Here is a 21,193-nt window from a genome sequence, read left to right on the forward strand (position 1 = left end):
AGCGGAGGCTACGCTCCGCACCGGGGGACGGCTCGGGTGGGAGGGGCCGGAGGGGTGTCAGGAGCGCGGGGACAGGACGACCGCGACCGCCTCGGCCCGGGTGCGGACGCCGAGCTTGGCGAACACCTGGTTCACGTACGACTTCACGGTCGGGACCGTCAGGAACAGCGCGCTGGCGATCTCCGGGTTCGTGCGACCCGCCGCGATCGCCGCGAGCACGTCCGCCTCGCGCGGGGTGAGCGTCGGCCAGCGGGTGCGGAGCGCCCCGGGTGTCGCCGGGTCCGCCGCTCGCGAGGGCGCTGCCAGGGGGTGGGTCCCCGGATCCGCGGCGCCCGTCGCCCGCTGCGCCGCCGGTGCCGGGAGACCCGTCGTCGGCTCGGTCGCGTCCGGCAGGTTCGCCACGAGGAGCGCCGCCACCGACGCGTCCAGGGTGGTCTGCCCACTCGCCACGGCTCGGACCGCTGCCGCGAGTTCGGCTCGACCCGCGTCCTTCGTCAGGTACCCGCGGGCCCCGGCACGGAGCGCGGTGACGATCGAGGCGTCGTCCGCGAAGGTCGTGAGCACGAGGACACGGACCCCGGGGTGCTCGCGCTGGATCGCCGCGGTCGCCGTCGCGCCGTCGACCCCGGGCATCCGGAGGTCCATGAGGACGACGTCGGGGCGTTCCGTCGCCACGAGCGCGAGTGCCGCGGCGCCGTCGGCGGCCTCGCCGACGACCTCGACGTCGGGCAGGAGCGACAGGACCGTCACGAGCCCGTCGCGGACGATCGCCTGGTCGTCGGCGACGAGGACGCGGATCGGGGTCACGAGCGCGGGCCGCCGTCCACGTGGGGCACGTGCATCGACACGACGAACTCCCCCGCCGTGCGATCGGCGCGGACGGCCGAACCGTCGCCGAGCTCCGCGAACCGCTCCCGCATGCCGACCAGGCCGTGGCCACCGCTGGCGAGCGGGTTCGTGACGACCACGTCGACGGCATCGGAACCGTGGACGACGGAGAGCTCCACGGTGGCACCCGGCGCGTGCCTGCGGGCGTTGCTCAGGGCCTCCCGGGCCGCGGCGACGACGACCGCGCGGTGCGCGTCGTCGAGGTCCCGCAGCGAGAGGTCGCCCTCGGTGAGCACGGCGCCGCCGAACGAGCGGTGCGCGGCCACGAGGGGCACGAGCCCGCCGCCGGATGCGCCAGGACCGGGCACGGCGGCACCGGCGTCGACAGGGCCGGACGTGGCGGCGCCGGACTCGGTGCCGGACACGGTGGCGCGGGTCGCGGCGGCGCCGGACGCGGCGGGGAGGGACGGTGCGGCTCCGTCCCTCCCCTCCGGATCGCGGAGCGCCGCGACCGCACGCCGGGCCTCCACCAGGCTGTCCGCGGCGAGACGGCGGGCATCGGCGGCCTTGGCGGTGCCCTCGGCCGTCCGCCCGGCCTCGAGGAGGGCCTCGACCGCGTCGAGCTGGAGGACGAGTCCGCCGAGTCCGTGCGCGAGGACGTCGTGGACGTCGCGGGCGACCCGAGCCCGGTCGGCGAGCAACGCGGACCGCTGCTGCTCGGCCTCGGCCTCGGCGACGCGGTGTGCGAGCGCTTCCTCCCGGCGCCTGGCGAGCCGGGCCTGCCGCCGGCTGACCCCGATGAGGACCGCCACCGCGAGGCCCGCGAGCACGCCGAGCAGGACCAGTGCCGGGACGCCCTCGACGGCCGCCACGACCGCGACGATGACGGCCGCGACCGCGGCGAGCGACGGTCCGAGCCACACCGGCAGCGCGAGGTCCGCTCCGAGGACGACGAGCGCGACCATGATCGGTGCGACGAGGGCGGCCGAGGACGCCATGACGCCCGGTGCGGCGAGGAGGACCATCACGACCGCGGCGACGGCCGGGCCGGCACGTCCGGGCAGGAACAGCCGCACGGCCCACGCGAGCAGGGCGACCCCGGTGGCGACCACGACGAGCACGGGCACGTCCGCGCCGGCGAAGGACCGGGCCGTCGACCACGCGACGACGACCACGCCGACGAGGTTGAGTGCGGAGCCGACTCCGTTGCGGTCCGTCAGCAGGGCGTCGGTCGAACCGGTGCCGGGGCGGCCCACGCTGTTCACCGCTCCATCATGCCCGGACGAGGGGTCCGCGCGGGATCCGGCGGTCGATGACGAACGCGCGGGCGGCCCGGTTCGCCGCGATGCCGAGCAGGACCACCCCGGTCGAGGTGAGCAGGACGGCGCCGAGCTGCGACCCGAGGACGTCGATCCCGACGCGGACCAGGACGAGGACGAGCCAGAGCGCCGCGCCGGTCCAGCCGCTCCGCGCCTCCAGGGACGACGGCCGCCCGGGGCCACCTGCGTCCACGGTCCGGAACCGCGTCATCGTGCCCATCACCGCACCGACGGCGGCCGACAGCACGAGCTCGACCACGAGGAGTGCGACGTCCACCGTGCCGACGCGGGTCACGCCGCTGTGCGTGAGCGAGAGCACGCCGACGCCGGCCAGGACGACCGGCATCCGCCAGACCCGGGTCGGGTCGACGCGGCGCCAGGTGGTCTGGCGGTACATGAGGAACGCGACGAGCGCGAGTCCGAGCGCGATGTTCCCGATGGCCTGCAGCGTCATGACGACGGTCTCCTCCCGGTGGTCGGGACGCTCCCGTGACCACCGGGATCCAGCCTCGTCATCGGGTCGCGGACGCCCCACCACCCCCGGGTGGGGACCGGGGTGCAGGCGGGTGGTGATCGTGCTCGTCGGGGCAAGGCGGAGGATGGGGGCATGGAGGACGCAATCCGCATCGGTGCCGGCATCGCCGTGATCGAGCCAGACCGGCACCGCCCGGGGTCGTACACGCTCGTCGTCGACGGCACCCCGCAGTCGCACGTCGACCTCGAGGACCCCACCCACCTGGCCTTCGAGTACGTGCGGCGGATCGGCCACGCGATCGACCTGCTGCCGTCGGGGCCGATCACCGCGCTGCACCTCGGCGCCGGGGCGCTGACGCTGCCACGGTACGTCGCGGCCACCCGCCCGGGGTCCCGCCAGCAGGTGATCGAACTCGAGCGGGACCTCGTCGACCTGGTGCGCAAGGAGCTGCCCCTGCCCCGCGACGCGTCCATCCGGGTCCGGTACGGCGACGCCCGCGCCGTGCTCGAACGGCTGCCCGCGGGACTCGCCGGGACGGTCGACCTCGCCGTGGTCGACGTCTTCAGCGGCTCGACGACGCCGGCCCACGTGACGAGCATCGAGTTCCACCGGGAGCTCGCCGCGCTCCTGTCGCCCACCGGGATCATCGCGGTGAACGCGGCGGACGGTGCCGGCCTGGCGTTCGTGCGCGGGCAGCTCGCGACGCTGCAGGCCGTGCTGCCCTCCGTGGCGGCCGTGGCGGACACGGGGATGCTCAAGGGGCGGCGGTTCGGGAACGTGGTGCTCCTCGCCTCGCCGACCGAACTGCCGTTCGCCGGCATGCCCCGACGGTTCGCTTCCGACCCGCTCCCGAGCAAGGTCGTGCACGGCGCCGAACTCACCGCGCTCATCGCCGGTGCGGCCGTCGTGACGGACGACACCGCGACCGGGTCCCCGGAGCCGAACCGGTCCGTGTTCACGAGCGGGCGCTGAGTCCCCTGCCGCTGGGCCGCCGGTCCTGCCAGGATGAGCGCAGTGCCGCCGGGCCCCCGGCGTCGCACCGACCCGGACGAGTGGGGAACCGCCATGAGCAACGACGACCGCGACGCACCCCGGTGGGGGGAGCGCCTGCCGCAGCCCGACGCCGACCGACACGGTGAGGCCCCGCGGGACGGGCAGCCGCGGTACGGCGAGCAGCCGGACGGGCAGCCCCGGTACGGCGAGCGGCAGGACCCGGCACCGCAGGACGGCCAGCCCCGGTACGGCCAGCAGGACGACAGCCAGCAGTACGGGCAGCGCCGGTACGGCGAGCAGCACGACGGGCAGCAGTACGGCCAACAGCACGACGGGCAGCAGTACGGCCAGCCCCAGTACGGCCAGCCGCACCAGGGCGACACCCCGCACGGCGCTCCGCAGTGGCAGCCGTACGCGCAGCACCCCTACGGGCAGCCGTCCGGCGGCAGCGCGGCGTGGGCGAGCGCCGGCGGCGCGCGACCGTCCCGTCGACTCGGCCTGATCGCGCTCATCGCCGGCATCGTGGCGCTCGCGCTCGGGATCGTCGGCGGGATCGTCTTCGGCCAGGGCCTGGCGCACATCCCCGGCCTCGCCGACCAGATCCGCAGCGGTGGCGGCGTGGTCGACCAGTCGGAGCTCCAGGCGAAGATCCGCCAGGACCCGTCCGTGCTCGCGGGGATCGCGACGGGCGGTCTCCTCGCCCTCGTGGGCACGGCCTTCGGGATCTGGGCCCTCGTGCAGGGCATCATCGCGATCGCCAAGGACCGCGGCCGCGTGTTCGGGATCATCGCGGTGGTCGTCGCCGTGCTCGGGCCGATCGCCTTCGGCGCGGTCTACACGGCCGTCGTCGCCGCAGCGACGCGATGACGGTCGCCGCCGAGCGGGCGCAGTGCACCCCGCACGCAGGTCGACGGGGCTACCCTCGTTCCTGATGTGCCCCCTCCCGACCGACCCGACCGGCCCGACCGGCCCCCGGGACCCGCGCGCGGACCGACGCCCCCGGGACACCGACCCGGTGGACCTGCGGCCGCGGACCGCCGGAGTCAGCCCCGGGAGCACGTTCGCGCCCATCAGCCTCCGTCCCGCCGTGGACGTCGCCCTCGTGCAGGAGCGACTGCAGCGCCTCGGCCAGAACCGCAGCACGGCAGCGCTCGCCGAGCGGGCCGAACTGCTCCGGCTGCTCGGTCGGCTCGACGAGGCCCTCACCGTGGCCGAGGAGGGGTTCCGCCTCGCTCTCTTCACGGGTGACCGCGCCGACGGAGTGTCCGCCCGCATCCGACGCGCGCACGTGCTGCACGACCTCGGCCGGTTCGAGCGCGCGGTGACCGAGGCCTCGACCGCCCGGGGCACCGCCGCGATCGAGGAGTGGTACGAGCTCGAGGGTGCCGCCGCCGAGCTCGAGGGCTGGTCGCTGTACGAACTGAACCGCTACGAGGAGGCCCGCGCCGCACTCAACCGCGCCCACGACGCCTTCCGTGCCGCGGGGGCATCACCGGAGCGGACGAGCGCGCTCAAGGCCGCGGTGGAGGAAGCGATGCGTGCCCACCTGCAGAACCCCTCGTCCTCGCGACGCTCGGATCCAGCCGACGCCGTGCGTGCCGCCGCGGCGAGGAGGGACCTGCCCCGGTGAGCGACCTCGACCGCGTCCGGCAGATCGCCGCCGCGGTCATGGACGCCCACCTGGAACCCGGGAGCTGGTCGTTCGACCTCGACAACGCGAAGACCCGCGCCGGGCAGTGCGACTTCGGCCGCCGCCGCATCACCGTCAGCCGGTACATCACCCTGCGCTCGACCGATGACGAGGTCCGGCAGGTGCTCCTGCACGAGGTCGCCCACGCGCTCGCGGGTGCCCGCGCCGGCCACGGTCCGGCATGGCGACGGGCAGCGGGGGCCATCGGGTACGTCGGCTCGCGCTTGCACGACGGGCCCATCGCGAGCGAACTCGCGCCGTGGGTCGGGACGTGCCCGGCCGGCCACGAGCACTTCCGGTACCGCACCCCGAACCGCCCGATGGCGTGCGCGCGGTGCTCGCGGCGATACGACCCCCGGCACGGGATCACCTGGCAGCGCCGCACACCCGAGCGCGCAGCTTGATCTGAACCGGCTGCGACGTAACCGACTAGCGTGGTGTCCGTGCACACCGGGCAACAGATCAGGACCGAGTCCGGCGGGACGTGGTTCTTCGACGCGGGCCGGATCGCGCTCGACTTCGCCCACACGGGCGGCTTCGCCGACGACCCGGACGGACTCCGGCCGCGGGCGCACCTCGGCGAACTGCTCGCGACGCCCGCCGACCTCGACCAGTGGTTGTCCGAGCACACCGAACCGGTGGACGTCGGCGCCGGCGAGCGTGAGCTGCACGACGCGCGCGAGCTCCGGGGCGCGATCGCCCGCCTCGCGGTGGCCGCGGCACCACCGCCCGTCGTCACGGCCGGCGGCAGCGTCGTGGCCGCGGGCCTCCGCGCACCCGCCGGCCCGGTCCGACCGCGCCCGGACGACATCGACACCGTCAACCTGTTCGCCGCCCTGCCCGACGTCCCGCCGACCCTCGCCGGAGGGCGTCGTCGCGCCGGTGCGAACCGCGTCCGACTCGCGCAGGCCCTGTCGAGCATCGCGCGTGACGCGGTCGCGCTGTTCACCGAGGTCGGGTTCGACGGCGTCGAGGGAGACCACGCTGGTCGGCTGAGCCGCTGCGCGGCCGCCGACTGCGGACTCGTGTTCCACGACGGGTCGCGCGGTGGCACCCGGCGGTGGTGCTCGATGCAACGGTGCGGCAACCGCGAGAAGGTCCGCGCGCACCGCGCGCGCGTCGCAGCACGGTGACCGACCCGCGGCCGGAACGTCGGCGGGCGGGCGGTCTCGCACTCCTCGGGCCCGCGTTCGTCGCGGCGATCGCGTACGTCGACCCGGGGAACGTCGCCGCGAACCTCACCGCCGGCGCGCGCTACGGGTACCTGCTGCTCTGGGTGCTCGTCGCGGCGAACGCGAGCGCGGTGGTCGTGCAGTACCTGTCGGCGAAGCTCGGCATCGTGACGGGTCGCTCACTGCCCGAGGTGCTCGGCGCGCACATGCGCCGCCCGGCGCGACTGCTGTTCTGGGCCCAGGCCGAGGTCGTCGCGGCGGCCACCGACGTCGCCGAGGTGATCGGCGGCGCACTGGCGCTCCACCTGCTGTTCGGGCTCCCGCTGTTCGTCGGCGGGGTCGTCACGGGGATCGTGTCGGTCGTCGTGCTCGCCGTGCAGTCCCGCCGGGGCGCCCGGACGTTCGAGGTCGTCGTCTCGGGCATGCTCGCCGTGCTCACCGTGGGGTTCTGCGCCGGCCTCGTGTTCACCGATCCGTCACCGTCGGCGATGCTCGCGGGACTCGTGCCGCGGTTCGAGGGCTCGGGGTCGGTCGTGCTCGCGGCGTCGATGCTCGGCGCGACGGTCATGCCGCACGCCGTCTACCTGCACTCCGCGCTGAGCCGGGACCGGCACGCGGCGGCCGCGCCGGGCACCGAGCGCCGGCGGGTGCTCCGCGCCACCCGCTGGGACGTCGGGCTCGCGCTCGTCGTCGCGGGCGGGGTCAACGTCGCGATGCTCGTCCTGGCGGCCGCGACACTGCAGGGGGTCGGGGGCACCGACACGATCGCCGGTGCCCAGCGCGCGATCACGGCACACCTGGGTCCGGTCGTGGGCGTGCTGTTCGCGGTCGGGCTCCTCGCGTCGGGGTTGGCGTCGACCTCGGTGGGCTGCATGGCCGGGGCGGAGATCATGCGGGGCCTGCTGCACGTCCGGATCCCGCTGCTGCTCCGGCGCCTCCTGACGCTCGTGCCCGCCCTGGCGCTCCTCGCGGTCGCGGTCGACCCGACCGTCCTGCTCGTGGTGAGCCAGGTGGTCCTCAGCTTCGGCATCGCGTTCGCCGTCGTGCCGCTCGTCGCGTACACGTCCCGCCGGAGCCTCATGGGGCCGGACGTCAACGCGATCGGGACGCGGGTGCTCGCGTCGGTGATCGCGGTCGTCATCGTCGCGCTCAACGTCGCGCTCATCTGGCTGACGCTGCACGGCTGAGCCCGCGCGCCCCTGCCGGCCGTCCGAGGTGGCCCGCAGGCAGGCCTCCGGCCCCCGTCCCCGGACGCAGCGCGGCCGGACCCGGGACGTCCCGGATCCGGCCGCGGGGCACGCGTCAGGTCAGTCGGTGACCTGGACTTCCTTCCAGAACGCGACGTAGCCGCTGTAGTCCTTGCCGACGCGGTCGAACGACGACGGGATCGGGTCCGGGTACGACCACGCGCGGTCGGGCAGGACCTGGTCGCCGGCGTGGACCGTGAAGTACTGGGTGTCGCCCTTCCACGGGCAGTGGTACGGCGTGTCCGACTCCTCGAGCAGGTCGGTCCGCACGCTCGCCGGCGGGAAGTACCAGTTCCCCTCGATCTGGATGAGGTCCTCCTGCGGGGCCTCGGCGATCACGGTGCCGTTGGCGACGGCCTTCATGGTTCCTCCTGGGTCGATCGGTCCGCGGCCCGGGCGACCGCGTTCCCGTTATGGAACGCTACCCGCGGCGACCGTGTTCCCGTCCGCCGCCGGCGCCCCCGGCGCGCAGGGTCCGCAGCGTCGCGGGGGCGGCGAGCGCCGCCTCCACCAGGTCGTGACGGCCGACCGCGTCGAGCATCGTCGCGCTCACCGACGCCGTCAGGAGGTGCCGGACGGCACGCCGCAGGCCCGTGTACGCGGCGCAGGCCGCGGCGGCCTCGGGCGACGTGTGGTCGATGCCCCGAGCGGCGAGCGCGTCGACCACCGCGCCGGCGGCGAGGAGGTCCTCGACGGCGGGCTCGGGTGCGCCGGCGGGATCGGCCACGGCCTCCCCGGCGTCCTCGAGCGACGGCGCCGCACCGCCGGCCGTCGCGTCGTCGTCGACACCGGCGCCGACCACGGCGACGACGCACCGGTCACCGAGTGCGGCCTGGAGGCCCAGCACCCGCTCCGCCACGAGGTCCGCGTCCGCGAGTCCCGCGTGCACGACCTCGGGGCCCGCGGGGAGGAGCGGCAGGACGGCCCGGACCTCCGATGTCGGGAGGACGTCGACCCACACGAGCACGTGGGCGTCGGCGGCGATGCGACCCGCGCCCGCGGCGCCCCACCCGAACCGGACCTGGTACTTCGTCTGTCCACGCTCGTGCACCCCGTCACTGTAGCCGCGACGACTAACATCGCCGCATGGACATCGACCCGATCCCGACCCTCATCGGCGACCGCGTCACGCTCGAGCCGCTCGGACACGAGCACGCCGACGACCTGCGGGCCGTGGTGGCGGACGGGGACCTCTGGCGCACCTGGTACACGTCCGTGCCCCGCCCGGCCGAGGTCGAGGGCGAGATCGACCGTCGGCTGGCCGAGCACGCGGCGGGCACGATGGTCCCGTTCGCCATCCGTGACCGTCCGACGGGTCGGGTCGTCGGGGCGACCACGTTCCTCGACGTCGACGAGCTGAACCGGCACGTGGAGATCGGCGCGACGTTCCTGGCGCGCTCGGCGCAGCGCACGGGCGTCAACCCCGAGGCGAAGCTGCTCATGCTGTCCCACGCATTCGACGTCTGGGAGTGCATCGCGGTCGAGTTCCGCACGCACTGGCACAACCGGCAGTCGCGTGCCGCGATCGAGGGGCTCGGCGCGAAGCTCGACGGCGTCCTCCGCAACCACCGGCTCGGGCCGGACGGCAGTCGACGCGACACCGTCGTCTACTCGATCACCGACGACGAGTGGCCCACGGTCCGGCTCGGTCTGCGTGAGCGGCTCGCCGCCCACGACCGCCGCGCGGGCAGCCGCCACGAGGGTCGGCACGCCGGCCGGCACGCCTGAGGCAACCGTGCACGTCGGACTCCGCGTGGTGCTGGACGCCCCGGTCGCCACGGTCCGGGAGGCCCTGCTCGACCCCGCCGTGATGGTCGCCGTGACCCGCCCCCTGCTGGTGTACCGGTCGCTCGAACCGGGTGGGTTCCCGGAGCGGTGGACCCCCGACGAACCCCACCGGGTCCGGGCGGACGCGTTCGGCGTGCTGCCGAGCGGTGCGACCCACGTGCACCTCGAGCGGTACGAGGTCGACGGCGTCCCCGTGCAGCGCGACGTCGGCGGCGGGATCTCCGGCCTGTTCGCGCGCATGACGATCCGGCACCGGATGGCGGCCACGGCGACCGCGGACGGACGGACCCTGCTGCACGATCGGCTCGTGTACCGCACGCGGCCGTGGGGGCTCGGCGTCGCGCTGTGGCCGGGCATGTGGGTGGTGTGGCAGTGGCGCGGCCTGCGCATGCGGATGCTCGCGCCGACCTGGGCGGCGCGCGGCCGATCCCGCGTCTGATCCCCCGTCCTCCGGAGACGCCGACCAGAGCCGGGCGCGGCCGGTGCGCCCTGTGGACGACGGAGGGCACCGGATCGCCGACGGGCGTACCCTCGCTCCCGTGACCGACGCGAGCACCGCCGTGGACGAGACGACCGCCGCCACCTTCGCCACGATCGACTGGCGGCGCAGCACCTTCGACCTGTACCGCCGGGTCCGTGCGGTCGGGGACCCGGCCGAGGCGCACGCGCTGTGGCGGGCCGGACGCGACGCGATGTTCGCGGAGCACCCCGCCAGCCCGCTCCTCCCCGAGGACACCGTGGGGTTCACCGGGCTGCCCGTGGCGGCGTACGACCCCGCCTGGCGGTTCGAGCTCGCCGTCGAGCCGACCGAGCCCGCGCACCTCGACGTCCCGACCGGCACCGACGGGATCGTCGCCTTCGACCGCGTCGGCCTGGTCCGGGTCCCCGACGTCGGACCGCTCGACGTCTGGGCGCACGCCGGGTACGGCGGTGGGCTGTTCGTGCCCGTCAAGGACGCCGACGCGGGACGCCCCGGGGGCACGTACGGCGGCGGTCGCTACCTGCTCGACACGATCAAGGGCGCGGACCTCGGTGGCACCCCTGACTCCCTCGTGGTCGACCTCAACTTCGCGTACAACCCGTCGTGCGCCTACGACCCGGCATGGGCGTGCCCCCTCGCGCCGCCCGGCAACACCGTCCCCGTCCCGATCCCCGTGGGCGAGCGCTCCGGCGTGGTGGCGGCGGAGGACGTGCGGTGAGCGGCACCGGGCACCTCGTCGCGATCGACGCCGGCGGACGGGTCCCGCCGTACGAACAGGTCCGCTCGCAGATCGCCGCGCAGATCGCCGCCGGCTACCTGGTCGACGGTGAGCGCCTGCCGAGCGTGCGCGGCCTCGCGGGCGAACTCCGGCTCGCGCCCGGCACCGTCGCCAAGGCCTACGGGCTGCTCGAGGAGGCCGGTCTCGTCACGACGGCGCGCGGCGGTGGGACCCGCGTGGTCCGGCCTGCCGCCGTGCCCGAGGCGGTCGACGCCGCCGCTCGGGTCCTCGCCGAGCAGGCCCGCCACGACGGCCTGTCGTTCGACCAGACGGTGGCGGCGCTGCGGGACCGCTGGCAGGCCTGACGCGCCGAGCGCGCACCCGTCCGAAGCGGTCCGACACCCGTCGCCCTGGCCCTCCGGTGCCGACGGCGATATGATGGGGGCACTCGAGGCGTTCCACTGCCTCGTGCGTCGTACGACGCCCCCGAGACTCTCCCGGTCCCCGGCCACATGGTCGGCCGGACCGATGCGTATCGTGCACCGGGCCTCCAGAACGGAGGGCCGTGCCTGGCTCACTGCGGCGAACCCGCCCGCGCGTCCGCGCCGGCGTCCCGCTCCGCATGGCCGTCGGCCGTGCGCATCCGAAAGGCCCTCGTGACCTCCGACTCCACCGTTCCCGCGTCCACCGACACGGACGCCCCCACCACCTCGTTCGCCGAACTCGGCGTCCCGACCGCCATGGTCGACGTCCTGACCGCGCAGGGCAAGACCGGCGCGTTCCCGATCCAGGTCGACACGCTGCCCGACACCCTCGCCGGCAAGGACGTCCTCGGCCGCGGCCGCACGGGCTCCGGCAAGACCCTCGCGTTCTCGATCCCGCTCGTGGCCCGGCTCGCCGGCGACCAGCGCCGTCGCCGGAGCGGCCACCCCCGCGCGCTCGTCCTCGCGCCGACCCGAGAGCTCGCGACCCAGATCGACGCCGTGCTCGCCCCGCTCGCCCAGGCGATGGGCCTCAACACCACCGTGATCTTCGGCGGTGTCTCCCAGGGCCGTCAGGTCGATGCCGTCTCGCGCGGGGTCGACATCGTCGTGGCCTGCCCAGGCCGACTCGACGACCTCATGAAGCAGGGGCACGTCAAGCTCGACGGCATCGAGGCGACCGTCCTCGACGAGGCCGACCACATGGCGGACCTCGGGTTCCTGCCCGTTGTCACGCGGATCATGAAGGCCACCCCGGCCGATGGTCAGCGACTGCTCTTCAGCGCCACGCTCGACAACGGCGTGGACAAGCTCGTCAAGCAGTTCCTGCACTCCCCCGTCATGCACTCCGTCGACGACGCCTCGTCGCACGTCGACCAGATGACGCACCACATCTTCGAGGTGTCCGGGGCCGACGACAAGAAGGACCTCGTCCAGGTGCTCGCCTCGGGCTCGGGCCGTCGCATCATGTTCATGCGCACGAAGCACCACGCCAAGCGCCTCGCGAAGTCGCTGACCGCGGCCGGGATCCCCGCCGTCGACCTGCAGGGCAACCTGTCGCAGCCGCAGCGGGATCGCAACCTCGCGCGCTTCGCATCGGGTGACGCGCTCGTCCTCGTCGCCACCGACGTCGCCGCACGCGGTGTCCACGTCGACGGTGTCGAGCTCGTCGTGCACGTCGACCCGCCGACCGAGCACAAGGCGTACCTGCACCGCTCGGGCCGCACCGCCCGTGCCGGGTCCGCCGGTGACGTCGTGACGGTCGTGCTCCCCGAGCAGCGCCGCGACGTCGCGCAGATGCTCAAGAAGGCGTCGATCGGCGCGCGCCCGCAGCAGGTGACCGCACGGTCCGCCGCGGTCACCGAGCTCGTCGGGGACGTCGCTCCGATCCGCCACGTCGCGGAGGCCGCGCCCACGCAGCGCCAGCCGCAGCGCGCCACGCGCTCCGTCGCCGACGCGGTGGCCGCCTCGGCCACCGAGGGCGCCGGGCGTCGCCGTCGCCGCGGCGGTCGCGGGACCGGGCAGGGCACCGCCACCGGGGAACCGACGCAGGGTCGATCGGGAGGTCCGCAGCGGTCCGCCGGGGCCCGTTCCGGTGACGAGGCCGGGCACCGTTCGGACGCGCGTCGCGGCGAGCCCCGCCGTGGCGGCCAGGCCGGCTCGCGGTCGACCGGCCACACGTCCGGCGGCGGTCGCCGCGCACAGTCCTCCGTGACGCGTGGCGGCTCGGCCGCGGTGTACTCGTCCGAGACGGGGCGGCCCGCCCAGCCGTGGCACGACGAGAAGCCGGCCCGCCGGACGGGCTCGCGCCGGGCCTCCCGTCCGGCCGGATCCGCGCGCGACTGATCGCTGGCAACCCGCTGGGAGCACGTCCTCCCATCCGCGTACGGTGAGCGGCGTCCTGGTCACGACGTGGCCCGGACGGCAACCGTCCCCGACGGAAGGAGAGCCCATGGCAGGCACGGAAGACATGAAGAACAACGGCGAGAAGCTCCTCGGCAAGGCCAAGGAGGCGTTCGGCGACGCGACCGGCAACGACCGGTTGAAGACCGAGGGCCAGACCGACCAGGCCAAGGGCTCCGCGAAGCAGGGTGTGACGGACGTCAAGGACGCCGCGCACGGTGTCGCGGACAGCTTCAAGGACAAGTAGGACCAAGCCGGAGAACGGCTGCGAGCGGCCCCGACGATCGATGATCGTCGGGGCCGTTCGTCGTTCCCGAGCCGTTCGTCGTCCCCGAGCTGGGGCGACGGCAGCGGTCGCGGGTGTCGGTGGTGTGGGGGTGTTGACCCCTGGTCACATGAGGGCGCCGACCGACGCCAGCCCGGCGCGGAGCAGGGAGCCGCGGCCACCCTCCATCTCGGCCGCCACCGCGTCACTCGCCGCCTCGATCGGGGTCATCCACGTGAGCTCGAGGGCGTCCTGGCGGGGTTCGCACGTGCCGGTCACGGGCACCACGTAGGCGAGCGAGATCGCGTGCTGCCGGTCGTCCGTGTACACCGACGCGCCGGGCAGCGGGAAGTACTCGGCGACCGTGAACGGCGTCGGGCTCGCGGGCAGCTGCGGGAACGCCATGGCACCGAGGTCCTTCTCGAGGTGACGGAACAGCGCGCTCCGCAGGGACTCCCCGTACATCACGCGGCCCGACACGAGCGTGCGCGCGATCGATCCGCTCGGGCTGACCCGGAGGAGGACGCCGACCTCCGTCACGACACCGAGTCCGTCGGTGCGGACGGGCAGCGCCTCGACGTAGCAGATGGGGAGTCGGCGCCGGATCGACGCGAGCTCCTCGTCGGACAGCCAGCCGGAGTCGGGGTCGGGAGTGCGCAACGAGGCCATGGTCCGTTCTTACCAGGCAGGACGAGCGACGGCGGCGACCGGCACGCGTGGCACGGTGTGCACGCGGTCGGTCACCGCCGCCGGTCCGGGTCGGGTTCGCGGATCGGACCCGTGGCGCCGGCTCACTCCGCGAGGATCTGGAGCAGCTCGCGGCGGAGTTGGTCGATCTTGTCCCGCGCCGCGGCCAGCTGCGCCTCCGACGCTCCGGAGCGGTAGAAGTGCACGACCCCGAAGAGCTTCTGCAGCCCCTCGGCGAACGCGCGCTGGGTGTCCGAGACACCGCTCGGGCTCGTCTCCCAGGCGCGAGCGATGTCGGCGGTGCGCGCCTCGACCTCGGCCCGGCCGGCGTCGGTCAGCTCGTAGGTGCTCCGCCCGTCGGTGCCCACGGCCCGCACCAGTCCCTCGTCGACGAGCTGTTGGAGGGTCGGGTAGACCGACCCCGGACTCGGACGCCAGTTCCCTCCCGTCCGCTCGGCGATCGCGCGGATGAGGCCGTAGCCGTTGTACGGCTCGCCGTTCTCGGCGCCGTCCGCGAGCAGTCCGAGGACGGCCAGGCGGACGTCGCCACGGCGTGCGCGCCGGCCCTCTCGCCCGAAGCCGAAGCCGGGCGCGAAGCCGGGACCGAAGCGGCCGGGTCCGAAGCCGCCGGGTCCGAACGGCGCTCCCGCGCCGCCTCGGCCGCGGCCGCCGCCGTGCTGGTGGTGTTCCCGGGCGCCGCCGAAGCGTGCGGCCCAGGGGCCTCTGCGGCCCTGGTGGTGGCCGTCGTGGCCGTGTTCGTCGTCATGCATGGATCGCATGGTCGACCTCCTGTTCATGTCGCGTTCATCGCGGTATCGCGATGTGTCAACGATATGTCGTTAGCGTGCGGACCGTCAAGCCTGGGGTGGATTTCCGGCCGAGCGAGCATCCTGAGCGGCACGGGACCGCCACCGATCCCGACGGTCGGTCACCGGAGGGAGACGCCATGGGCAAGCTCGTGTACGGCGTGAACGTGGTCGAGATCGGATTCGACGACCGCACGCTCGCGCACCTCAGCGTCGTGATCATCGCCAAGCTCCGGCGACGCGAGAGCTTCCTGTTCTCGTGGCGCGACGACTCCTCGGTCGGGGACGGCCGGAGCAGCGTGTGGATCGACCCGTCCATCCCGCTGTACTTCAAGTACTTCGGGTCACGGCCACCCTCGCTCAACCGGGCGTGGGTCGCAGCGCTCACCGCCACCGCGAACTCGGCGCAGGGGCTGCACCTGGTGCCGGAGCCGAGCGACGGGGACGGGGCCGGCGGCGACGACGGCTGAAGCGCGCTGTCCGCCAGCCCCGGCCACGGCGTGACGCGCGGCGTGGAGCGACGGCCTGGCGACGGGTCGAGGGGATGCGAGACCTCGCGCCCTGCCGTATCGTGCAATGCGTTGACGATGTCTCATGCGTCGTCGCCGTCGTCCGTCGACGAGGAGCCGGGGCGGGTGCCGGCACGGGGAGCCGGGTTCAGGGGCGCTCCGCGCCGGGACCGGCCGGGCTCCGTCCGGAGGCGAGTCGGAGCACGTGGGCGGGGTCGGGCCTCCCGGCCGGATGTCGGGCGTCGCGGGCATGATGGGCCGCACATGACCGACGTGCTCGACCGCTTCTCGCCGCCCACTGCCGCGTGGTTCCGCGGGGCGTTCACCGCGCCCACGGCCGCGCAGACCGGCGCGTGGGACGCCGTCTCGACCGGGCGCCACGCCCTCGTCGTCGCGCCGACCGGGTCCGGCAAGACCCTCGCGGCGTTCCTGTGGTCGATCGACCGGCTCATCACGGCGCCCGAGCAGCCCGATCCGCGGGCACGGACCCGCGTGCTGTACGTGTCCCCGCTCAAGGCGCTCGGCGTCGACGTCGAGCGCAACCTCCGCAGCCCGCTCGTCGGCATCACGCAGACGGCGAAGCGTCTGGGACTCGAGCCACCGGACGTCACCGTCGGCGTGCGGAGCGGGGACACCCCCACGGCCGACCGTCGCCTGCTGCAGCGGACGCCGCCCGACGTCCTCATCACGACGCCCGAGTCGCTCTACCTCATGCTCACGTCCTCGGCCCGGGACACCCTGCGGAACGTGGACACCGTCATCATCGACGAGGTCCACGCCGTCGCGGCGTCGAAGCGGGGCGCGCACCTCGCCCTGAGCCTCGAGCGCCTCGACGACCTGCTCGAGCGTCCGGTGCAGCGGATCGGCCTGTCGGCCACGGTCCGCCCGGCAGAAGAGGTCGCACGGTTCCTCGGTGGTCGGGCTCCCGTCGAGATCATCGCGCCGCCCGCCCAGAAGACGTTCGACCTGCGCGTGGTCGTCCCGGTCGAGGACATGGCCGAACTCGGGCAGCCCGCCGCGGGTGACGACCCGACGGCCACGCCGACGAACGGCTCGATCTGGCCCCACGTCGAGGAGGCCGTGGTCGACCTCGTCGAGGCCCACCGGTCGACCATCGTGTTCGCGAACTCGCGGCGCCTGGCGGAGCGGCTCACGGCACGGCTCAACGAGATCCACGAGGAACGGCTCGGGCTGGTCGGCGCCCCCGAGGAGGCCCTGGTCGCCGTCGCCGCGGACGCCGGGGAGGCCGCCGAGCACGGACCCGGCTCGGACGACGGACGCGCGACACCGCGACGACCGCCCGCACAGCTCATCGGCGGCTCCGGACAGACGGCCGGTGGCGGCGGCGCGACGACGGACGACGCCGTCCCCGTCCTGGCCCGCGCCCACCACGGCTCCGTGTCCAAGGACCAGCGCGCGATCATCGAGGACGACCTGAAGTCGGGGCGCCTGCGGTGCGTCGTGGCGACGAGTTCCCTCGAGCTCGGGATCGACATGGGCGAGGTCGACCTCGTCGTCCAGGTCGAGGCACCACCCTCGGTCGCGAGCGGCCTGCAGCGTGTCGGCCGGGCGGGACACCAGGTCGGCGAGGTCTCGCGGGGCGTCCTGTTCCCGAAGCACCGCGCCGACCTCGTGCACAGTGCGGTCACCGTCGAGCGCATGGTCGAGGGCGCCATCGAGTCCATCGCGGTACCGGCGAACCCCCTCGACGTCCTCGCCCAACAGACCGTGGCCGCCGTCGCGCTCGACGAGGTCGACGTCGAGCACTGGTTCGAGCTCGTGCGGCGGAGTGCTCCGTTCAGCGGCCTGCCGCGCTCCGCGTTCGAGGCGACCCTCGACCTCGTGAGCGGGCGCTATCCGAGCGACGAGTTCGCCGAGCTGCGCCCCCGGCTCGTCTGGGACCGCGTGCACGGCACGATGACCGGGCGTCCGGGTGCCCAACGCCTCGCCGTGACGAGCGGTGGCACGATCCCGGACCGCGGTCTGTTCGGCGTGTTCATGGTCGGCGAGAAGGCATCGCGCGTCGGCGAGCTCGACGAGGAGATGGTCTACGAGTCCCGCGTCGGGGACGTCTTCGCCCTCGGGGCGACGAGTTGGCGGATCGAGGACATCACGCACGACCGCGTGCTCGTCAGTCCCGCGTTCGGCCAGCCCGGACGCGTCCCGTTCTGGAAGGGCGACGGCATCGGCCGCCCCGCCGAGCTCGGCCGGGCGATGGGCGCGTACGTGCGCGAGCTCGACACGGCCGCGCCGGACGACGCCCGGGCCCGGGTGTCGGGCAGCGGGCTGGACGACCGCGCCGTGACGAACCTCCTGACGTTCATCCGGGAGCAACGCGAGGCGACCGGGCACGTGCCGACCGACACGACGCTCGTGGTCGAGCGCTTCCGGGACGAACTCGGCGACTGGCGGATGATCCTGCACTCGCCGTTCGGCATGCAGGTCCACGCACCGTGGGCACTCGCGGTCGGGGCGCGCCTGCGCGAGCGGTACGGGATCGACGGCGGCGCGATGGCCAGCGACGACGGCGTGGTCGTGCGGATCCCGGAGACCGACGCCGAGCCTCCCGGCTCCGAGCTGTTCGTGTTCGAGCGCGACGACCTCGACGCGTTGGTGACGGACGAGGTCGGGGGCTCCGCGCTGTTCGCCGCGCGGTTCCGCGAGTGCGCCGCTCGCGCGCTCCTGTTGCCGCGCCGTGACCCGGGCCGACGGTCGCCGCTCTGGCAGCAGCGCCAGCGGGCGTCGCAACTGCTCGACGTCGCGCGCAAGTTCCCGACGTTCCCGATCATCCTCGAGACCGTGCGCGAGGTCCTGCAGGACGTCTACGACGTGCCCGCCCTCCTCGGCATCGCCGACGACATCGCCCGTCGGTCCATCCGCATCGTGGAGACCCAGACCGAGCAGCCGTCGCCGTTCGCACGCTCCCTGCTGTTCGGGTACGTCGCGGCGTTCATGTACGAGGGGGACTCGCCCCTCGCCGAGCGTCGGGCCGCGGCGCTGTCGCTCGACGCCACCCTGCTCGGCGAACTGCTCGGTCGCGCAGAGCTGCGGGAGCTCCTCGACCCGGGCGTGCTCGCGAGCGTCGAGGCGGACCTGCAGCGGCTGTCACCCGACCGCCGCGCGCGCGACGCCGAGGGGCTCGTCGACGTGCTCCGCCTCGTGGGACCGCTCGACCTCGACGAGTGCGTGGCCCGGAGCTGGCTCGCCGACGGCGCCGCCACGTCCGAGTCCGCCGCCGCGGAGGCCCGGGCGACGATGACCACGACCCTCACGGACCTGGAGCGGGACCGCCGACTCCTCGGCTTCACGTTCCGGGGCGAGCAGCGGTGGTCCGTGATCGAGGACGCCTCGCGCCTCCGTGACGCCCTCGGGGTGGCCCTGCCGATCGGCGTGCCGACGGCGTTCGTCGAGCCGGTCGCCGACCCCCTCGGCGACCTCGTCGGCCGGTACGCACGGAGCCACGGGCCGTTCGCGGCTGGCGAGGCCGCCACCCACCTCGGCCTCGGGGTCGCGGTGGTCACGGACGTCCTGCGGCGCCTCGTCGCGGACCGGCGCGTCGTCGAGGGCGAGTTCCGCCCGGACCGTCAGGGTGCCGAGTGGTGCGACGCCGAGGTCCTCCGGCGCATCCGGACGCGGTCGCTCGCCGCGCTCCGGCACGAGGTCGAACCGGTGTCCGCCGACGCGCTCGCCCGGTTCCTGCCCGCGTGGCAGCACGTGCACACACCCGAGACCCGTGGGGGCCTTCGCGGCGTCGACGGCGTGCTGCAGGTCGTCGACCAGCTGTCCGGCGTCGCGGTCCCGGCGTCCGCGTGGGAGTCCCTGGTGCTGCCGAGCCGCGTGGTCGACTACACACCCGCGATGCTCGACGAGCTGACCGCGACCGGGGAGGTCCTGTGGTCCGGCGGCGGGTCGCTGCCGGGGAACGACGGCTGGGTGCGCCTGCACCTGGCGGACACGGCCTCGACGACGCTCGCCGAACCGTCCGGCGCGGACACCACCGAGCTGCAGCGCGACGTGCTCGGGGCGCTGGCGGGTGGCGGCGCGTACTTCTTCCGGCAGCTGGCACAGTCCGTCGGCAGCACGGACGACCAGGCCCTCGCGACGGCGCTGTGGGACCTCGTGTGGGCCGGGCAGATCACGAACGACACCTTCGCGCCGCTCCGGTCCGTGATCGGCGGTCGCACCCGGGCCGCCGCGCCCCGAACGCGCGCCTACCGTGGCCGACGACGACCGACCCTGCCCGCACAGTCCGGGCCGCCGACCGTCGGCGGCCGGTGGTCGCTCCTCCCCCTCGCCGAGCCCGACCAGACCGTCCGCGCGGCCGCACTCGCCGAACAGCTGCTCGAGCGGCACGGCGTCGTCACCCGCGGTGCCGTGCAGGTCGAGGGCGTCCGAGGCGGGTTCGCCGGCGTGTACCGCGTGCTCGCCCGGTTCGAGGAGACCGGGCGTGCCCGTCGCGGCTACTTCGTCGAGGGCCTCGGCGCGGCGCAGTTCGCGACCGGGCCCACCGTCGACCGACTCCGCACGTACAGCCAGGACATCGACGCCGCCGAGGCGGACCCGGAGCGCCGCCGCGTGGCGATCACCCTCGCCGCGACCGATCCCGCCAACCCGTTCGGGGCGGCGCTGCCCTGGCCGGCGGGCGACACGGACGAGGACGGCTCGCGCGGACACCGGCCGGGGCGCAAGACCGGTGCACTCGTCACGATCGTCGACGGCCGCCTCGCCGTGTACGTCGAGCGGGGCGGCAAGAGCGTGCTGACGTTCACCCCGGACGAACCCGTGCTCGCCGCCGCCGCGCAGTCCATCGCCGCGACGGTGCGCCGTGGGCTCGGGCGCCTCGCCGTCGAGCGCGTCGACGGGACCTTCGTGCTCGAGACGCCGCTCGGAGACCTGCTGCGCGACGCCGGGTTCACCGCCACGCCACAGGGACTGCGACTCCGTGCCTGAGGGCGACACCGTCTACCGCGCGGCCCACAAGCTGCACGCGGCCCTGGCCGGCAAGGTCCTGACGCGCACCGACTTCCGGGTACCGGCGTTCGCGACCGTCGACCTGACCGGGCGCGTGGTCGACGAGGTCGTCCCGCGCGGCAAGCACATCCTGCACCGCATCGGCGACGTCACCGTCCACTCGCACCTCAAGATGGAGGGCCGGTGGGACGTCTACGCGCCGGGTGACCGTTGGCGGCGCCCTGCACACCAGGCACGCGCCGTCCTCGACGCCGAGGGCGTCTCCACCGTGGGGTTCACCCTCGGTGTGCTCGAGATCGTCCCCCGCGAGCACGAGGACACGATCGTCGGGCACCTCGGCCCGGACCTGCTCGGGCCGGACTGGGACCCGGCGCGCGCCGAGGCGAACCTCGTCGCGGACCCCGCACGGCCGATCGGCCTCGCGCTGCTCGACCAGCGGGTCATGGCCGGGCTCGGCAACGTCTACCGGAACGAGTTGTGTTTCCTCCGCGGGGTGCTGCCGACGCGGCCCGTCGGCGAGGTCAGCGACCCGACGCGCATGGTGGCGCTCGCGGAACGGCTCATCGTGGCGAACCGCGACCGCTCCAACCGCGTCACGACGGGGAACACCCGGCCGGGGCAGCGATTCTGGGTCTACGGGCGCGACGGCAAGCCGTGCCTCCGCTGCGGCACGCGGATCCGGTACGGCACGCTCGGCGAGGACGCGCTCTCGCTGCGGGACACCTACTGGTGTCCGCGGTGTCAGCACTGAACCCCGCGGACAGCACCGAGCGCCGCGGACAGCACCGAGCGCCGCGGACAGCACCGAGCGCCGCGGACAGCACTGAGCGCCGCGGGGCTCGTGGCCGGCCGCGGCGCTC

22 protein-coding genes are annotated in these 21,193 nt (G+C 74.5%); 15 read left to right on the plus strand and 7 right to left on the minus strand.

The window, feature by feature from the left end; translation table 11 throughout:
- Positions 1–57: 57 nt before the first annotated feature.
- Genes DEI82_RS01905 through DEI82_RS01915 form a run of 3 tightly spaced genes read right to left on the minus strand, consistent with a single transcriptional unit; the run spans position 58 to position 2,601 of the window.
- Positions 58–807, minus strand: coding sequence for a response regulator transcription factor (locus tag DEI82_RS01905; protein ID WP_111035626.1), 750 nt, complete (start codon positions 805–807; stop codon positions 58–60).
- Entirely contained in the window at positions 804–2,093 is a 1,290-nt protein-coding gene (locus DEI82_RS01910) for a histidine kinase (RefSeq protein ID WP_111035627.1), read from the minus strand. Before DEI82_RS01910 ends, DEI82_RS01905 begins: the two co-directional genes overlap by 4 nt.
- 7 nt (positions 2,094–2,100) lie before the next feature.
- Positions 2,101–2,601 (minus strand): hypothetical protein, encoded by a 501-nt coding sequence (locus DEI82_RS01915; RefSeq protein ID WP_111011256.1) that lies wholly within the window; start codon positions 2,599–2,601, stop codon positions 2,101–2,103.
- Between the two features lie 153 nt (positions 2,602–2,754).
- Between DEI82_RS01915 and DEI82_RS01920 the strand changes: the two genes are divergently transcribed.
- From DEI82_RS01920 to DEI82_RS01945, 6 genes are all read left to right on the plus strand, one after another.
- A complete protein-coding gene (locus DEI82_RS01920; protein WP_111035628.1) occupies positions 2,755–3,594 on the plus strand; it encodes a spermidine synthase in 840 nt (279 codons plus the stop codon).
- 93 nt (positions 3,595–3,687) lie between these two features.
- A complete protein-coding gene (locus DEI82_RS01925) occupies positions 3,688–4,482 on the plus strand; it encodes a hypothetical protein (protein ID WP_111035629.1) in 795 nt (264 codons plus the stop codon).
- A gap of 64 nt (positions 4,483–4,546) precedes the next feature.
- Positions 4,547–5,245 (plus strand): tetratricopeptide repeat protein, encoded by a 699-nt coding sequence (locus DEI82_RS01930; RefSeq protein ID WP_111011253.1) that lies wholly within the window; start codon positions 4,547–4,549, stop codon positions 5,243–5,245.
- A complete protein-coding gene (locus DEI82_RS01935) occupies positions 5,242–5,709 on the plus strand; it encodes a SprT-like domain-containing protein (protein ID WP_111035630.1) in 468 nt (155 codons plus the stop codon). Before DEI82_RS01930 ends, DEI82_RS01935 begins: the two co-directional genes overlap by 4 nt.
- Positions 5,710–5,748: 39 nt before the next feature.
- Entirely contained in the window at positions 5,749–6,438 is a 690-nt protein-coding gene (locus DEI82_RS01940; protein WP_258368739.1) for a CGNR zinc finger domain-containing protein, read from the plus strand.
- Positions 6,435–7,664, plus strand: coding sequence for an Nramp family divalent metal transporter (locus DEI82_RS01945; protein WP_111035631.1), 1,230 nt, complete (start codon positions 6,435–6,437; stop codon positions 7,662–7,664). The genes DEI82_RS01940 and DEI82_RS01945 overlap by 4 nt, the downstream gene beginning before the upstream one ends.
- Before the next feature lie 120 nt (positions 7,665–7,784).
- On the opposite strand, the gene DEI82_RS01950 is transcribed toward DEI82_RS01945, so the two are convergent.
- Positions 7,785–8,087, minus strand: coding sequence for a DUF427 domain-containing protein (locus tag DEI82_RS01950; protein WP_111011250.1), 303 nt, complete (start codon positions 8,085–8,087; stop codon positions 7,785–7,787).
- 58 nt (positions 8,088–8,145) lie between these two features.
- Positions 8,146–8,775, minus strand: a complete 630-nt coding sequence (locus tag DEI82_RS01955; RefSeq protein ID WP_111011249.1) for a hypothetical protein — start codon at positions 8,773–8,775, stop codon at positions 8,146–8,148.
- A 35-nt stretch (positions 8,776–8,810) separates the two neighbouring features.
- On the opposite strand from DEI82_RS01955, the gene DEI82_RS01960 reads away from it, so the two are divergent.
- The 6 genes from DEI82_RS01960 to DEI82_RS01985 all read left to right on the plus strand — a co-directional run bounded on the left by DEI82_RS01960 (position 8,811) and on the right by DEI82_RS01985 (position 13,342).
- The gene (locus DEI82_RS01960; protein WP_111012105.1) at positions 8,811–9,452 is read left to right on the plus strand and encodes a GNAT family N-acetyltransferase; all 642 of its coding nucleotides are present in this window, start codon (positions 8,811–8,813) and stop codon (positions 9,450–9,452) included.
- 7 nt (positions 9,453–9,459) lie between these two features.
- Complete coding sequence (locus tag DEI82_RS01965; protein ID WP_146242800.1) at positions 9,460–9,951, plus strand: hypothetical protein; 492 nt, start codon at positions 9,460–9,462, stop codon at positions 9,949–9,951.
- Positions 9,952–10,051: 100 nt separating this feature from the next.
- Positions 10,052–10,711 carry a DUF1684 domain-containing protein gene (locus DEI82_RS01970; RefSeq protein ID WP_258369876.1) on the plus strand — a complete coding sequence of 220 codons (660 nt, stop codon included), beginning with the start codon at positions 10,052–10,054 and terminating at the stop codon, positions 10,709–10,711.
- Positions 10,708–11,076: a GntR family transcriptional regulator gene (locus DEI82_RS01975; RefSeq protein WP_258369875.1), complete on the plus strand. Its 369-nt coding sequence runs from the start codon at positions 10,708–10,710 to the stop codon at positions 11,074–11,076. The genes DEI82_RS01970 and DEI82_RS01975 overlap by 4 nt, the downstream gene beginning before the upstream one ends.
- Positions 11,077–11,451: 375 nt before the next feature.
- A complete protein-coding gene (locus DEI82_RS01980; RefSeq protein ID WP_111035810.1) occupies positions 11,452–13,038 on the plus strand; it encodes a DEAD/DEAH box helicase in 1,587 nt (528 codons plus the stop codon).
- A 106-nt stretch (positions 13,039–13,144) separates the two neighbouring features.
- Positions 13,145–13,342, plus strand: coding sequence for a CsbD family protein (locus tag DEI82_RS01985; protein ID WP_111035633.1), 198 nt, complete (start codon positions 13,145–13,147; stop codon positions 13,340–13,342).
- Between the two features lie 144 nt (positions 13,343–13,486).
- Here DEI82_RS01985 and DEI82_RS01990 read toward each other — a convergent pair whose 3' ends face one another.
- Together DEI82_RS01990 and DEI82_RS01995 are read right to left on the minus strand one after the other, a co-directional pair.
- A complete protein-coding gene (locus DEI82_RS01990) occupies positions 13,487–14,029 on the minus strand; it encodes an NUDIX hydrolase family protein (RefSeq protein ID WP_111011244.1) in 543 nt (180 codons plus the stop codon).
- A gap of 122 nt (positions 14,030–14,151) precedes the next feature.
- A complete protein-coding gene (locus DEI82_RS01995; RefSeq protein ID WP_258371909.1) occupies positions 14,152–14,817 on the minus strand; it encodes a PadR family transcriptional regulator in 666 nt (221 codons plus the stop codon).
- 176 nt (positions 14,818–14,993) lie between these two features.
- Here DEI82_RS01995 and DEI82_RS02000 point away from each other — a divergent pair, with 176 nt between their 5' ends.
- The 3 genes from DEI82_RS02000 to DEI82_RS02010 all read left to right on the plus strand — a co-directional run bounded on the left by DEI82_RS02000 (position 14,994) and on the right by DEI82_RS02010 (position 21,084).
- Positions 14,994–15,323 carry an ATP-dependent DNA ligase gene (locus tag DEI82_RS02000; RefSeq protein WP_111035635.1) on the plus strand — a complete coding sequence of 110 codons (330 nt, stop codon included), beginning with the start codon at positions 14,994–14,996 and terminating at the stop codon, positions 15,321–15,323.
- Between the two features lie 303 nt (positions 15,324–15,626).
- A complete protein-coding gene (locus DEI82_RS02005) occupies positions 15,627–20,312 on the plus strand; it encodes an ATP-dependent helicase (RefSeq protein WP_111035636.1) in 4,686 nt (1,561 codons plus the stop codon).
- Complete coding sequence (locus DEI82_RS02010) at positions 20,305–21,084, plus strand: DNA-formamidopyrimidine glycosylase family protein (RefSeq protein WP_111011240.1); 780 nt, start codon at positions 20,305–20,307, stop codon at positions 21,082–21,084. The genes DEI82_RS02005 and DEI82_RS02010 overlap by 8 nt, the downstream gene beginning before the upstream one ends.
- The last annotated feature ends 109 nt before the right edge of the window (positions 21,085–21,193 follow it).

Origin of the sequence: Curtobacterium sp. MCBD17_019 (assembly GCF_003234555.1) — a bacterium.
Classification (GTDB): Bacteria; Actinomycetota; Actinomycetes; order Actinomycetales; family Microbacteriaceae; genus Curtobacterium.

What these genes read in the sequence shown, in the direction of transcription:
- DEI82_RS01925 (WP_111035629.1), top strand. Translation starts at nt 3,688, where the DNA reads ATGAGCAACGACGACCGCGACGCACCCCGGTGGGGGGAGCGCCTGCCG.
- DEI82_RS01995 (WP_258371909.1), bottom strand. Translation starts at nt 14,817, where the DNA reads ATGCATGACGACGAACACGGCCACGACGGCCACCACCAGGGCCGCAGA.
- DEI82_RS01930 (WP_111011253.1), top strand. Translation starts at nt 4,547, where the DNA reads ATGTGCCCCCTCCCGACCGACCCGACCGGCCCGACCGGCCCCCGGGAC.
- DEI82_RS01985 (WP_111035633.1), top strand. Translation starts at nt 13,145, where the DNA reads ATGGCAGGCACGGAAGACATGAAGAACAACGGCGAGAAGCTCCTCGGC.
- DEI82_RS02000 (WP_111035635.1), top strand. Translation starts at nt 14,994, where the DNA reads ATGGGCAAGCTCGTGTACGGCGTGAACGTGGTCGAGATCGGATTCGAC.
- DEI82_RS01960 (WP_111012105.1), top strand. Translation starts at nt 8,811, where the DNA reads ATGGACATCGACCCGATCCCGACCCTCATCGGCGACCGCGTCACGCTC.
- DEI82_RS01990 (WP_111011244.1), bottom strand. Translation starts at nt 14,029, where the DNA reads ATGGCCTCGTTGCGCACTCCCGACCCCGACTCCGGCTGGCTGTCCGAC.
- DEI82_RS01980 (WP_111035810.1), top strand. Translation starts at nt 11,452, where the DNA reads ATGGTCGACGTCCTGACCGCGCAGGGCAAGACCGGCGCGTTCCCGATC.
- DEI82_RS01950 (WP_111011250.1), bottom strand. Translation starts at nt 8,087, where the DNA reads ATGAAGGCCGTCGCCAACGGCACCGTGATCGCCGAGGCCCCGCAGGAG.
- DEI82_RS02005 (WP_111035636.1), top strand. Translation starts at nt 15,627, where the DNA reads ATGACCGACGTGCTCGACCGCTTCTCGCCGCCCACTGCCGCGTGGTTC.
- DEI82_RS01915 (WP_111011256.1), bottom strand. Translation starts at nt 2,601, where the DNA reads ATGACGCTGCAGGCCATCGGGAACATCGCGCTCGGACTCGCGCTCGTC.
- DEI82_RS01920 (WP_111035628.1), top strand. Translation starts at nt 2,755, where the DNA reads ATGGAGGACGCAATCCGCATCGGTGCCGGCATCGCCGTGATCGAGCCA.